At 43.2% G+C, this 14,410-nt stretch carries 11 protein-coding genes; 2 read left to right on the top strand and 9 right to left on the bottom strand.

Annotation, left to right across the window (positions count from 1 at the left end; genetic code table 11):
• Positions 1-105: 105 nt before the first annotated feature.
• Positions 106-687, bottom strand: coding sequence for a Uma2 family endonuclease (locus LC605_RS01295; RefSeq protein ID WP_229545777.1), 582 nt, complete (start codon positions 685-687; stop codon positions 106-108).
• Between the two features lie 454 nt (positions 688-1,141).
• Between LC605_RS01295 and LC605_RS01290 the strand changes: the two genes are divergently transcribed.
• Positions 1,142-1,597, top strand: coding sequence for a hypothetical protein (locus tag LC605_RS01290; protein ID WP_229545776.1), 456 nt, complete (start codon positions 1,142-1,144; stop codon positions 1,595-1,597).
• A gap of 480 nt (positions 1,598-2,077) precedes the next feature.
• Here the strand turns inward: LC605_RS01290 and pgmB are convergent, their stop codons facing one another.
• The 8 genes from pgmB to LC605_RS01250 form a co-directional block, all read right to left on the bottom strand.
• Positions 2,078-5,101, bottom strand: coding sequence for a beta-phosphoglucomutase (gene pgmB, locus LC605_RS01285; protein ID WP_229545775.1), 3,024 nt, complete (start codon positions 5,099-5,101; stop codon positions 2,078-2,080).
• Positions 5,102-5,288: 187 nt separating this feature from the next.
• Positions 5,289-7,700 carry a sucrose synthase gene (locus tag LC605_RS01280; protein ID WP_229545774.1) on the bottom strand — a complete coding sequence of 804 codons (2,412 nt, stop codon included), beginning with the start codon at positions 7,698-7,700 and terminating at the stop codon, positions 5,289-5,291.
• A gap of 668 nt (positions 7,701-8,368) precedes the next feature.
• On the bottom strand, positions 8,369-8,743 hold the full coding sequence (locus LC605_RS01275) for a hypothetical protein (RefSeq protein ID WP_229545773.1): 375 nt from the start codon (positions 8,741-8,743) through the stop codon (positions 8,369-8,371).
• Positions 8,733-9,740 (bottom strand): LLM class flavin-dependent oxidoreductase, encoded by a 1,008-nt coding sequence (locus LC605_RS01270; RefSeq protein WP_229545772.1) that lies wholly within the window; start codon positions 9,738-9,740, stop codon positions 8,733-8,735. Before LC605_RS01270 ends, LC605_RS01275 begins: the two co-directional genes overlap by 11 nt.
• Positions 9,741-9,885: 145 nt before the next feature.
• Entirely contained in the window at positions 9,886-10,248 is a 363-nt protein-coding gene (locus LC605_RS01265) for a hypothetical protein (protein ID WP_229545771.1), read from the bottom strand.
• A 476-nt stretch (positions 10,249-10,724) separates the two neighbouring features.
• Positions 10,725-11,036 (bottom strand): hypothetical protein, encoded by a 312-nt coding sequence (locus LC605_RS01260; protein WP_229545770.1) that lies wholly within the window; start codon positions 11,034-11,036, stop codon positions 10,725-10,727.
• A 2-nt stretch (positions 11,037-11,038) separates the two neighbouring features.
• Complete coding sequence (locus tag LC605_RS01255) at positions 11,039-11,320, bottom strand: hypothetical protein (RefSeq protein WP_229545769.1); 282 nt, start codon at positions 11,318-11,320, stop codon at positions 11,039-11,041.
• A gap of 39 nt (positions 11,321-11,359) precedes the next feature.
• Positions 11,360-11,782 carry a hypothetical protein gene (locus LC605_RS01250; protein ID WP_229545768.1) on the bottom strand — a complete coding sequence of 141 codons (423 nt, stop codon included), beginning with the start codon at positions 11,780-11,782 and terminating at the stop codon, positions 11,360-11,362.
• Between the two features lie 1,533 nt (positions 11,783-13,315).
• Between LC605_RS01250 and cysK the strand changes: the two genes are divergently transcribed.
• Positions 13,316-14,275: a cysteine synthase A gene (gene cysK, locus LC605_RS01245; protein WP_229545767.1), complete on the top strand. Its 960-nt coding sequence runs from the start codon at positions 13,316-13,318 to the stop codon at positions 14,273-14,275.
• Positions 14,276-14,410 lie beyond the last annotated feature (135 nt).

Genomic DNA, 14,410 nt, shown 5'->3' with positions numbered 1-14,410 from the left:
TACAGTCTAGCCTCTTACTTTTATTCGCCACCCCGACTTATTGAGCCGATACCCAAAACAGGCGATTGCCCAAGGGGCAACGGCAAAGCCGAACGCAATTTATCTTTAAGCTTGATTTACTGCATCAAAGATTTGTGATACTTTGAGATTTAGTTGACTAAATTGCGGCGATACAACTAAATCATTACCAGAAAAGTTACCTATCTCAGTGTAAGTTTTGTCAATGAGTTCTAAGATTAATATAGTCTGAGCTTCGGGGTCAATAATCCAATATTCAGGAATCCCACAATCTTGATACTGCGATCGCTTGGCGATAAAATCTCTATCTCGTTGCAATTCTCCGGGACTAACCACTTCAATCACCAGTAGAGGCGGTAGCATCTCTAAGCGAATAGTGTTACGTTTTGCTAACTGCTGAATATGCTCTTGGCGAATAATTGTCAGATCGGGGTAACGGTTTCTAGGTTCTCCTCTGACTTCCAGTTCTAAACCATGTCCTCGCACTCTTCTATAGTCTAGTAGAGATGCAAATTGAATTAATAGAAACGTGGCAATCTCAACATTAATTCCTGACTCTGGAGGCATCTCGATTAACTCTCCATTAAACAACTCATAGAGTTTATCTGTGCCATCATCATAAGATAGGTATTCTTCAAAGCTTTGAAATCTATATTTAATATGTAGCATCAAGGTTACTCCATGATGAGTCTCAATGCAAGTTTAGCCGATCTTGCACTAGGCAAACGGAACTTACTGTGACGTAAAGCCCAGATTTCGCAGGTTAGTTTGAAAATCTTGGTATTTTTCATAAACCAACTATGACTTGTGTTTCAAGCATTGAACCTATATTCTGCACTCTGCGATCCCTTCGGTGAGCTACGCTAACGCAACTCTGGTAAGTGTGAAAGTTGAGGTGATTGACACTATTCTCAACAAACTTAGCCTGTTTGAGAGTAAAAACTTCGCTCACCCCCCATAGATGATAAAAAACGTGAATTTATTGCCAGGACTTAGTTGTAGCCGTTTTATCCCAATTCCGGTTTTGACAAAACAACCTGCGGAGGGCAAAAAATTGAGTATAATTAGGGCTTGCTGAATGTGGGGGTTTAAGAAGATAGCGTGTATACTTGCTAGAATCTCAATGCAGATATTAGAGAAAAATATGGGTAGTTTGGCTAGCGGTCGCCCTGGAGGGAACCCAGAATTTGGTAAGACTATTAAACGTGATGCGGCTGGGATTGAGCCTCTAGAGAAACTTTTAAATATTCGGCTTACGTCCTCGATGGATGAGGCGCTTAGGAATTTGGGCGATCGCAGGCTGGAATTTGTGCGGGAGGCGATCGCCCAGAAGCTGGGGCGGGAGTTGGCCGCCCAAACTGCTAAAACAGAGACAACTGAACTGGAGACTGAGCAGGGGCAACAACCTGACAACAGCCAAACCACCCAGCTAAACCTGGAACTGGCGACAGACCCCACGCTGACGGAACAGGTAGCGACCCCAAAAACACGGCGCAAGGCAGGACAGAACCCAGCGCGAAAGCAAGCGTTGCCCAAGAGCCAGACCCAAAACCGGAAAAACACCGCGACTGAGAACTAGAGGGAAGTAGGCCTTAAAATCTTTACTAGTGACCAATACTTCGACTTACCTCGACTTACTTCGACTACGCTACTTCGGCTGCGCGGTTCCTGAGCGTAGTCGAACGCGAGTGCGTCCCGCTCTTATAGCGATTCTCAATTGCATGGAATACAGACCTCAATACAGTTCAGTTAAGCAATTTTTTTCCTTCTCTTTCTACTCTCTGCGTCCTCTGCGCCTTGGCGGTAGCCTGCGGCAAGCCGAAGCGTCTACGTTAAAAAATTGACTTGGATAACAGAGTTTTAGCCTTAACTGAACCGTATTGATACAGACCTAACCCCCAGCCCCTTCCCTACTAGCGTTGGGGAGTAATATTCAAAGCCTCTCTCCTAAAAGGAGAGAGGAATGGAAGTGAGGTCAAACTGTATTGCATCCAAGCGAAAACCGCTATAAGGGCAGTACAAGTGACAGCCTTAGCCAGTTAGCTTTAATTGCGCCGACCTACTTATGATGTTTTTGTCTGGCAATATTGCTTAATTTGGCCTTTAAATTTGCCCATTTAATACCTGTTAGGCTGGGTAAAACAACATGAGCAGCTCCAACTCGTTCAATGGGGCCGAGTCCTACTGCCCACATACCAGCAGCTAAAGCAGCCTCAATGCCTGCTGCGGCATCTTCTACAACTACAGATTGCTCTGGTTCTAGTCCTAGCTGCTTGGCTGCGTATAGAAATAAGTCGGGTGCTGGCTTGGGTTGTTGTACACTGTAACCGTCAGCGATCGCGTCTACTTTGTCGGCAATGCCCAATCGCTCGATCACTGTGCGGGCATTTTTGCTAGCTGAACCAATACCAATTTTAATCCCCCCTTGCCGCAGTTCATCCAAGAGGGCGATCGCACCTGGTAACAAATCCTGGGATGTGATGTTTTCGAGCAATTTCACATAATAGCGATTCTTGCGCTCCATCATCTCCTCAATTTGTGCTTCCGAATAAAGTCTATTCCCAATAATCAGCATCAGGGAAGCACGACGCGAGACACCCCGCAGGGCTTCGTTAGCTTGTCGATTAAAGGGTATACCCTCTTCATCTGCTAGCTTCTGCCAAGCTAGATAGTGAAGTTCTGCTGTATCTGTTAGCACACCATCTAGGTCGAAGATGAATCCTTGGATGTTGAGTATTGGGGATTGGGCATCGGTTATCTGCGTTGTCTGCTTGTCTGGTTGTCTGCTTGTCTCCTTATTCCCATGGCCAATGCCCGATGACGCCAGTGGCCTCAAGTCGGGAAACCCGCCCACAGCGCTGGCTCCCCCATGCCCCATGCCCAATCCCCGATGCAGATCAAAGTCGTGCCATAACCCTTGCCAGTGCAGTTTAAACTTCAGGCGCGTCCAGCCTGGGGGTAGGTGGGGGTTGGCTACAGGGCCATTTTCGGTTATTTGGATGCCGCCGAATCCAAAAATTACAGCTTGCCAAATACCACCTGCACTAGCGCCGTGAATTCCATCGCTGGTGTTACCTCGGTTATCTTCAAGATCCACCATTAACGCCCGCATAAACTGTTCGTAAGCTTCCGTTGATTTGCCCAAATCTGAAGCTAAAATAGCTTGAACTGCTGGGCCAAGAGATGAACCATAGGTAATATCGGTGCGGGGTGCGTAGTAGTCCCAGTTGGACTGCAATGCCTTTTCGTTGTAGGGGAAATCTGCTGACTCTCGCATTAAATATAGTAGCATTAATACGTCTGGCTGCTTGATTAGTTGAGATTTATTAGTTTTCTCCATACCCAAGATGGCTTGGATGGAGCGATCGCGTGGTTCATGGTCTGCTAAGTTGATATCTTCCAATTGGAAAAATCCCTCAAACTGCTCGATTATTTCTGTTGATGGATCATCAAGAAACAATATTTTGGCGATGATATCTTGCCAGTGCGATCGCTCTTGGGAGGTGAGTTTTAGTTTCTGTTCTAGTTCGGTGACTCGTTCGGGGAATTTGTGAAACAGCCAATCATAAACTGCGATCGCTTTCTCTAGATGCCATTGCGCCATGCGGTTGGTAAAGGCGTTGTTGTGGACGAATTCATGATATTCATCTGCTCCGATCACTCCCCGAATTTCATACTTTTGGCGCTCAGGATTGAATTCGACGCGGCTACCCCAAAAGATCGCGGCATCCAAGATCATCTCTGCGCCGCACTTTTCCATCCAGTCATCATCACCAGTGGTTTGCCAATAGTTCCAAACGGCATAGGGAATATCTGCATTAATATGAATTTCGCGATCGCGGCACCAAATCCGCACGTCTTCACCATAAAAATCACTGCCGATAGCCCAACGTGGTGTCACTTCATCCCCGGTATCAGCACTTTCCCAGGCAAACATTGCCCCTTTATAGCCGTAATGGGCTGCCTTGCGTCTCGCTCCTGGTAAGGTGTGCCAACGGTAAGTGAGTAAATTACGAGCGATCTTTGGTTGGGTAAACAGAAACAAGGGCTGCATAAAAATTTCTGTATCCCAAAAGATATGACCACGATAGCCAAACCCGGAAAGGGTTTTAGCAGCAATGCTCACCCTGTCATCATCCCGTGGCCCAGCAATCAGCAGCTGAAACAGATTGTAGCGAACAGCAAAAGTAGCTGTGCTATCCCCTTCAATGAGGATGTCACTTTGCTGCCAAACCTCATCCCATGCCTCTTGATTGGCTTTTAGTAATGTTGCGTAGTCTGACAGGTGCGCGAGTTTTTCTTGAGCTGCTGCGGCTGGTGTTTCAATGTCCCGCGAGGTAAAAACTGTCACTAGTTTTTCCACCGTCACGGTCTGTTGTGCTTTAGCCAAGAAGTTTGTAGTCAAGCTAGGATAACCAGGTGCGGTACTGACTTGCAAAGATGCTTCAGTGCCTAATATTGTCACCTTAGCTGCCATACAGAGTTCAATTCGGGAGTTGCGGGTGCGGCGTTGCAACCAGATTCCTTCCTCAGTCTTACCCTGGTCTAGTCCTTCCCAGTGATTAAAACCCTGATTTTCTGGATAGCCGTTGATACTAGCTTGAACTTCGATTAACCCATCAAAATCTACTGGCGTTAAATGGCAGCGTAGTCCCAACACGTGTGGATCTGCAAGACTAGCAAAGCGTTCAAAACTGATATCTATAGTATTTCCACCAGGAGAGCGCCAACGCAAGGCGCGGATCAGTAGTCCTTGACGTAAATCAAGCTGGCGATCGTAACCCAATATCTCACCTTGATCCAGACGGAAGCGATCGCCATTGACAATCACTACCAAAGGTAGCCAGTCAGGGCAATTTACCAGTTCAGTGTACACCACTGGCACATCATCGTAGACACCGTGGATAAAAGTAGCTGGCAATGCATGAGGATAACCTTCCTCAAAACTGCCCCTTGTTCCCAGGTATCCATTGCCGATTGTAAAGACGGTTTCTTTGGAGTGCAATTGCTCAGGGTCAAACTGGGTTTCGATTAATATCCAGTCTGTGTATATAAAATGGCGAGAACGACCTTTTGTTTGCATAAGTTGGGATTGAGAATTGGGCACTTGTACTGAGCGACTTGTGGCAAGCGTTGTCGAGGTAAGTCGTTGGCGCAGCCTCTGGTAGAGTTAGTTGTATTGGGAATTGGGCATTAGGGACAGAGATGAATCCAGTTCCGAGGTGGATGAATCAGTCTCTTCCTCATCTCCCTCATCCCCCTCATCCCCCTCATCCCCCCATGTGTTTTTCCAAAATCTTTTCAACTCTGGGTTTATAAATGAGATGAAATAAGGTTTCCATGTACCGATCTCTAGCTTCGTTATTTTCGGGAGCAACCAAGTTCCAAAAACTAAACATTTTAGCAAGCAATAGTAATTGATTGCTATGTAAATGCCAATTATATTTATGATGAATTCGCTGACTCATCCATTCTGAAACTTCGTACCAGTATTCAGCACGAGTATCGCATTGTTCAAGGAAGTCTAAAATTTTCGTTGCTGTTCCTTCTAAATCTGTAGGATTAACATTAAATCGGTTTTCTTGGTTCTCGATAATTTCTAAAGAACCGCCAAATTGAGTCGCAAAAGTTGGCAAACCGGAAATCATCGCTTCCAAAATACTCCGACCGAAGGATTCAAAGCGGGCAAAATGGACATAAATCCCCTGAGAATCTGCAACTACTCGGTAGGCTTCGCCGAGTTCACTGCTGGGGATACGCATTCCCACCCAGCGAATCTTGCTATAAAGATGATATTGATCAATAATGTCGTGGAGTTTTTGAATTTCTTCTGCTTCTTCTGAGTTTATAGCTTCATCTGGATGCAGTTTACTACTTACAAGGATTAGGTTACAACGCTCTTGCAACGCCTGACTTTTACCAAAGCATTCAGCTAAACCAGTGAAGTTTTTGATTGAACTGATGGTATCAACGGCAAATATTGGTCGCTTATTAGGGTGATCTAAATGACCAAATATTCGGGCGTCTTCGCGGCTAAAAAGTAGATCGTGAACTTGTGTACGAAGGTGAGAATCTCGGTTTTCTTTTTGGCTATAGGGAAAGAAAATATTTTCATTTACTCCCGGTGGCACTAAGTTAAATTTAGGACTAAACAAGTCAATTCCATCAACCACATGATACAGTTGCGGCATCGTAAACCATTTGTACGACTCGTATTGACCTATGGTGTCAGGTGTGCCGACAATTTCTTGATAGGACGATGTAATAATAAAGTCGGCTGCATTCATGCTAATCAAATCGGCGGTGAATTGTGCCGAGAAATGATATTGTTCTTCTAAATCTTGCCAATATAAATTGCTAAATAGATATTTAGGTTTTTCCAAGGAATGGGCAATGTTGCACTGGGTAACTTTCATGCGACGAGATAGGAGAAAGGCCACTAAATTACCGTCACTATAATTGCCAACGATCAGACTAGGTTTGCCTTTAAATTGAGCTAGTAGTTCTTTTTCTGCATCTATAGCAAATTGTTCTAAATAAGGCCAAATATCAAATTTAGAAATCCAATTGTTAGTGATTTCTGGATTGAATTCACCAAAAGGAACGCGCAATATCCAAGCATTTTCAGTATGTTGGACTTTTTCTAAAGGCAGGTTGCAAAATGTCTCTTCACAGTTAGGGATTAAGCGAGTCAGAATAATTACATGGGGTTTAATGCCCAGCTGGTTGAGTCCAGCGAGCTTAATTTGTTCCCGCAGTTCATTTTCTAAGCTGCGAGCTTGTTCGAGGACGTAGATAACTTGACCGAGTGTTTCATCTCTTCCCAAAACATCTTCCTGTCCGATCCAGCCGTGGATGGAAATGAGGACGACGCGAAAGACGGCGGGGACGCGGGCTACAAATGTTTCTAAAATGCCCGGTTCTGGAGAGTAAATGAGTCGGTCGAGGAGTTCTAGGGTTTCGGAGACTCGCGCCGCAGTGTTACCCCAACCCGGCTCAAAGCCGAGTTCTTGGAGATCAAAGCTAAATTTTTCGTAAGGTTCATGGGGCGATCGCTCACTCAACAATTTGAGCGCTTGCTTAATTTGTTTGGCTAACTGAATACCGGAAGAAATGCGATCGCTCAACAAGAGGGGAATACCATCGTATTGCAACCTATGTAATGCTTGAAATAACATTTCTACCCAATATTCGGGGTCAGTCAACAATTGATTGCACAGGTAACGGTTGAGAAAAGCTAAACCTTGACCAATATTTCTTGCGTCGTCGATTCTTGGGGAACCTTCATAGAAGGGGTGGAGGTCGATTTCGAGGATGTGGGGTTGGTAGCGGTTGACTAAGCGATCTCTCACATCTAGCAGCGCTTGAGGCGTCATCTGCTCAAAGCTGCTAAAGTTGGCTGTGAGTTGCCAAACTTCCTGGTTAGCAATCCTTGGTCGAACCACGAACCAAGTACTTTCATCTTCAAGAATTATTTCGTGGGTGTACTGTATCAGTTTGCCAACAGAAGAAGAATAGTAGAAATAGGCTGGCTTTTCGGATTGATGACAGTGGTCGGCAAAGGCTTGCAAAATCTCATTTCTCAGGAAGTAACGCTTACCTGAAGCACTCAACGCATAAATCAACTGATGCAGAGCAGTTTTTTCATCACCGTTGAAGACAGCTTGAACTAGTTCATACATGATGACGAATTCCAGAAATTTAGCTAGGTAACGACCTCATTTTTATCTTTGGTCTCCAGTTATCTGAGGTACATTTCCCCCGTGATTGTAAATAATTATAAAAAACTTCGCGTCTAGCTTTGGGATGAAACGCTGCGAGTCTATGGGATGAGGGAGTTTAAATCAGTGAACAGTTAACAAGTATCCGCATTATCACAGTAACAGTGCGGGGATTTGAAAGCCCCTCAATCCCCTCCCGAAGAGCGGGGAGGGGAGGTTTTGGCTTTAGACAAAGCCGGGGTGGGGTGAGGCTCTAGCTGGTTGCGATCGCGCGGGCTTTCCTTAAAAAGGGGGGACTTTGATAGATGTTTTTCCGGTTCCCTCCTTATTAAGGGGGGATCGAATTCTATGCAGCTTCATAAAAAATTGGTGTTACCCAACAAATGCTCGTTGTAGGTTGGGTTGAGGAGCGAAACCCAACCTGCGCAAATTTATCGAACCGCAGAGGCGCAGAGGGCACAGAGAGAAGAGAGAAAGAGAGGGAAGAAATGCTTAACCCAAGTGTATTGGACTAAGGGGGATCTCCAATTGATGTTGCACCAAAACCTATGCAGTATTGACACCCTGCACTTTAGGAGTACAGGGTGGAAGAGAGTTATATTTGGTGTGATTCCCAGTTTCTAGTTACCTCAAAGCCAATCTCGATAAGCAGATATTTCATTAACACCAATTTCAAAGGGCATCCCCTTGCCAAATGGCGGATAAACGCGGATTTTTCCATTGGTAGCAAATCGCTCTAACCTATTACCCAACTGGGGAATATTGCTGACTATATGCCAGTAAGATACTAAATCAGGGCAGTCAATAATTAATGTGAGGATGCTAGCATTTGTTGTGATATACCACTGACAATTAGATAATAGGACTCGCGTAATGCGATCGCAGGCTAAATAAAAGCATCTGCCAGTAGACTGTTCTAGCTCCATTTGCAGCATTCCATCCTGTTTTGTTACCTCAGTGGGAGGTAAATCATCGGGAGGAAGCAGGTATAGTTTAGAAGACATAATTTCGCACCTCTTGGTTGTAGCGCGTCAAACTCTCCAGGTTTTTTTGCATATCCGAAGATGAGGGTTTGAGTGCTAGCGTACCTAAATTTAATTCGTCCTGAAATTTCTTGATTTTGTCTCGACAAGTCTCCACATCACCGATAATTGAATTCTCAATTAAATAATCTTCATCGAAACAAATGTTTGTGCGATCAAATGCTTTTTGGTTGGGATTTGCACTATTTTGCAATACTTCAGCCGAATTAGCTTTCATTTTCTGGCTAAATTGGCGAACGAAAGGTAACGCTTCACTCACTGCCTCATTAAATGTTTTGCCAACAAAAAAGAAGCGTGCCAGGACAAAGTTTTCCGCACCACTAGAATTTAAGGCTCGATATTTAGCAACAGTATCTTTCAATCTCTCTAGGGAAAATGGCGGCCCACCCATCAAGCTGAAGGAATGTTTAGCAGCAAACTCGATACCATCATCACCGCCAGTGGCAACATACACTGGAATTTGCCTCTGCAATGGTTTTGGGTAAATTGTCAAGCGATCGCATTGATAATACTTGCCATTAAATGATACATCAGTTTCATATAACAGCTTTTGAATCAATGCGATCGCCTCTAGCATCTTGGGACGGGATTCACTTGGTAGTGTCGCAAAATGCTTGTTTTGTTGGGGAAAGGGGCCGCCTTTAGCAACTCCAAATAATAATCGTCCATTGCACAGATTATCCAAAGTGGCAATATCTTCCGCTACTCTAATTGGGTTATGGAATGGCAGTAATACCGCCGCAGTGCCTAATTGGATAGTTGAAGTCAATCCCGCCAAATGTGCCACTAACACCAACATGGACGGACTGAGATTGGATGCACTAAAATGATGCTCACTCACCCAGGCTTCTTCAAAACCTAAGTTTTCTGCCTGTTTTACCAGCGCGACTTGCTCAAAGATGGCACGACGAGCATCTTGGTGAAAATTATCGTAATTGCAGAAAATTCCAGTTTTCATTACTTGCGTTGATACTTTGTACTCACCGTCGCTGCTCGTTGTTCTAGTGGCCTATCGCATTGAATAAGTTTGTACTGAGCACTTTAGTCCTCAAATATTTAAGCACTAAAGTGCTTACTACAAACTCAATTAATCCGATGAATAACTAAGTTGCAACCCACTGCAACTCCAACCATAGGCGTGGATTGTTCAATTTGACCTTCGACATAGGATCGCGCAACAATCGCTTGGCATTTATGCAGACTACCTGCATCAGACCCATATTGTCTGCTACTTCTCTGAGTATTTCTTTTTGAGCTTGCACGCAGGAAATCATTTCGTCAGAGCAATAAATTCCGATATATTGCAAGCGTCTAGCAGGTCGTCCCCAAAAACAGGTGATGACTTTCACATAACACCCATCCAGCAATTCCCCAACTTGCGGGTAGTAATGGTTGACGACTCTTGTGAATTCTTTGGCTAAGATATCTTCAGCAATCATTGGAACTGATATTTCTGTAGCGTCCATCACGCTATTTAATATAACATAATTTTATCAGTTAAATATGACAAAATCGCTGATTATGGTTTAATAAAATATTAAATATTACATCAAAAAGAGGTGTACCTTATTTGGTATCACCTCCGATTTGCAGAAAGCATCTTTATATTGAATGAAAGATCAAAGTATTGGTTTAAATAACTGGCGAATCTCATTTGCGGCTGTACACACAAAACCCAATACAGTTCAGTTAAGGCTAAAACTCTTTGCCAAAGTCAATTTTTTTAACGTAGACGCAAACGCGAGTGCGTCTGGTAAGAGTTGCGGCTTTCCGCAGGCTACCGCTAAGGACGCAAAGAAAGAATTTTTAATTAAGTAGGTCGGCACAATTAAAGCTAACTGGCTAAGGCTGTCATTTGTCATTTGTCCTTCGTCATTTACAAGGGTTTTAAGCCTATTTACGTTTCGTAACATATTTAGGTTTTTTCGCGCCAACTTACTTATTATCGAGCATTGCGTTCACAAACTAAGACTTCTGCTACGATATCCGGCACATTTATAAAGTCCGTAAATCCTTCATAACCACGGATTGGTGAAATAAATGTATAGTTTGGATCACACACTCCATTGTCATATACTTGAATAAACCACCTATCTGGGAATCCTTCTACACCTAGTTCCACAGTGTACCAACTCTCGCCAATCAGACGAGAGTTAAAGATTGTAAACCATTCTCTGTTCTCTTCTGAAATATTCCAATCTGCCATCAGCAGTTCTAAAGCTATTTGTCCCGCATCCGTTGAAGTCAACAGCATTTTTACTCCTTATTTGCAGCTTCAGGATTTGCAACTTCAGTATTGGGAACTTCCGGGTATAAACCCAATTGTTTAGCTAGCTCACGCCCCACAAAAAATAAAAATTGGGCGCCATCTTGATTACCTTCATGAGCAAACATAGTTGCTACTTGTAAGATTGTTTCTACTAAACCAGAATCCATCAATTCTGGCTGAGATTCTAAAATTTCTGGCTCTTGACCATTTGGGCATTTGAGCAACTCATCAATGAGATTAAAATACAGATTTTGACGTTGTTCTGTCATGGTAAATTTGTTGATTTGGGTGAGGAAATTGACAATTGGTTACTGTTCTATACTTTGGTGCCACAGTCTTTCTAACATTTCAACTTGTTCTTTTAAAACAGCAGCACGATAAACAAGATATCTGTCGTAAAAGAGAATTCCTAGCCCAACACAAATAGGGGTTAACAAGAAGAACCATTGCAAAATATTGGCAAATTTATATTGTTCAGCAACAGTCAGCATTTGATGAACTACATTACGATCAGAAGATTGGATGCTAGTTTGAGGGGAATGTGTACTCTCTGTCTGGGGAGCCAAGGCGGGAGCATCTGTAGTAGTGTTGTTAACTTCGCAAGCTAAATTCTGAGATTTTACTAACTCCAGATGTCGCTCCCAAACTATACCAAATACTACTAGTTCTGGAGAAAGCACTGCTAAGGTAACTACGCAAACTGTAATAATATTTAAAAGTTTGGCTTTCATCTCGGCTCTCCCTTGCTAGGTAGTATGCACCCAGGAAGAAAATATCTTTTACTGTTTATCGAAAGTAGCTATATATTTCTACCTATCAAACAGTTTTGATATTAAAATGTGTGTAATCGGTAATTTTCGCAATTGTTAATTGTCAGTTATTTTTTTAATTACCACTGACCACTGAAAAGTTACCAGGCTTTTCACAAAATGCAGGATTATTCAGTCAGAAATGACGCACTCAGATTGTTGGAATCTGGTTTGAGCCAACTCTCAAAACAGAGATTAAGAAGTCCCCCCTAGTTCACTAAGCTTTCGCTCAGGAATGTTGGGGGGTAGAGGGGAATCTCTGCGTAAATCCTATACGATTTATATCAGCCGCCCTCCACAAAATAGTTTAGCCCAGCCACGTTAAGATTATTAAATTCATTAGAATAGTACTCAAAGCCTGTAATCCTGATCTGATCAGACTTATAAAAATTAATTGGGGTATGGGTGCTAGTGTTTTTGAGACGAGGTTCTAGTGTTTTCGAGGTGGGGTTCTGGTGTTTTTGCACTCAACCTAAAACCAATGTAGGCAATGGATAAGGACTGTTTTCGATGCAATTTGGAGTTGAGAAAAACTGCACTCAACAGAAAATATCAATGTCTCTTGATAAAAATAAACTAATAAATTAGAAAAAGCAATTAAATATTTTGAAAATAAATTAGTAGGGTGCGTTAGCGTTTCGCGTAACGCACCATTGGTCAGGATTTGGTGCGTTACGCTGTCGCTAACGCACCCTACAAATACCTAATTTTGTTCAAAAATCAAATCGGATTCCTATAATAAATTAGAAAAAGCAATTAAATATTTTGAAAGTAAATTAGGGACTTCCAATCAATGAATTATCCAATCTTGTGGGGTGGGTGTGTCGCCATTGGTGTCAACTTAGGCTAGAAATGGCTTATCTGTTGGCTGCACTACCCACCTTGAACTAAAGTTCTTTGGCTTTTAGTTGAAGTCATCTAAAGATGACTAAAAGATTCTCAAAAATCTTTAGTCATCTTCAGAAGACTTTTGCTATTAGCAAGGAACTTCAGTTCCTTGCGGGACATAACTTTTACGTTAAGTTGACACCAATGGCGTGTCGCCCATCATAAATACAGAATTATAGAAATTCAATCTCAGCCCAGCAGGCAATAGTCAGTAATTCCAGATGGTAAAATACAAAGATGGCAAGCTAGCCGTCTGCTGAAGAGAATCAACGGAAACATCTGATAAAAGTTCTTCCTAAACTTTCATATTTGATGGTTTAGTTATAATACATAGTATATGCACTCATTGACACTCAACTGCAAATTAAATACACAAAAGGTTATTGTTACAAGTAAATACTCTGTACTAATATAGGAATCCGATTTGATTTCTGAAACTCTCATAGAGAGAGGGAAGAGGGAAGAGGGAACAGGGAACTCTGAAGGGGGAAAAAGGAATAAACCTGTACTGAGTTTTGTTCAAAAATCAAGTAAAAGTCCTATATTGAGGATTTTAGGAGTTAAATAATGCGGATTGCTCAAGACGTAACTGAACTGATTGGACGAACTCCTTTAGTTCAACTGAACAAGATTCCTCAAGCTGAGGGAGTAGTGGCGAGGATAGTTGTCAAATTAGAAGGGATGAACCCAGCAGCTTCGGTGAAAGACCGCATTGGGTTAAGTATGGTACTCTCAGCAGAAGCCTCTGGCTCAATTTCCCCTGGAAAGACGATTTTAGTTGAGCCTACTTCCGGTAATACAGGAATTGCTCTAGCAATGGTAGCAGCTGCGCGTGGCTACCGTTTGATTTTGACAATGCCAGAGACAATGAGCCAAGAACGACGAGCTATGCTGAGAGCTTATGGTGCTTCTTTGGAGTTAACACCAGGCGCTGAGGGAATGCGGGGAGCAATTCGCAAAGCCGAAGAAATTGTAGCTAATACTCCCAATGCTTTTATGCTGCAACAGTTTCGCAACCCGGCCAATCCTAAAGTTCATCAGGAAACCACCGCAGAAGAAATTTGGACAGATACAGACCAGGAAGTGGATATGGTGATTGCTGGCGTAGGTACTGGTGGAACGATTACTGGGATTGCAGAGGTACTCAAACAGCGCAAGAAGACTTTTAAAGCGATCGCAGTTGAACCCAGCAACAGCCCAGTCCTCTCAGGTGGTGAGGCTGGGCCACATAAAATTCAAGGTATTGGGGCCGGATTTATCCCCGATGTTCTGCGTCTAGAATTGGTTGATGAAGTAATTAGAGTCAGTGATGAACAAGCGATCGCTTATGGGCGACGTTTGGCAAAAGAAGAAGGCTTATTGTCTGGGATATCTTCTGGTGCTGCTTTGTGTGCTGCAATTCAAGTAGGTAAACGTCCAGAAAATGCCGGACGTTTAATTGTAATGATTCAGCCTTCCTTTGGTGAACGTTACCTCAGCACACCCATGTTTCAGGATTTATCTTTAGAAACTGCTGGGGTGCGGTGAACTACTCAGCATAGGTGTCAACTTAACAGTCCCGCAAGGAACTGAAGTTCCTTGCTAATAGCTGAAGTCATCTAAAAGATGACTCAATAATCGGAGAAGAACCCCACCCCGCCAAAGCTACGCTTTGTCTCCCCT

The organism is Nostoc sp. CHAB 5836 (assembly GCF_020829445.1).
Lineage (GTDB): Bacteria > Cyanobacteriota > Cyanobacteriia > Cyanobacteriales > Nostocaceae > Nostoc.
Note: the sequence above shows the minus strand (reverse complement) of the source record. Positions and strands in the feature narration are given on the sequence as shown.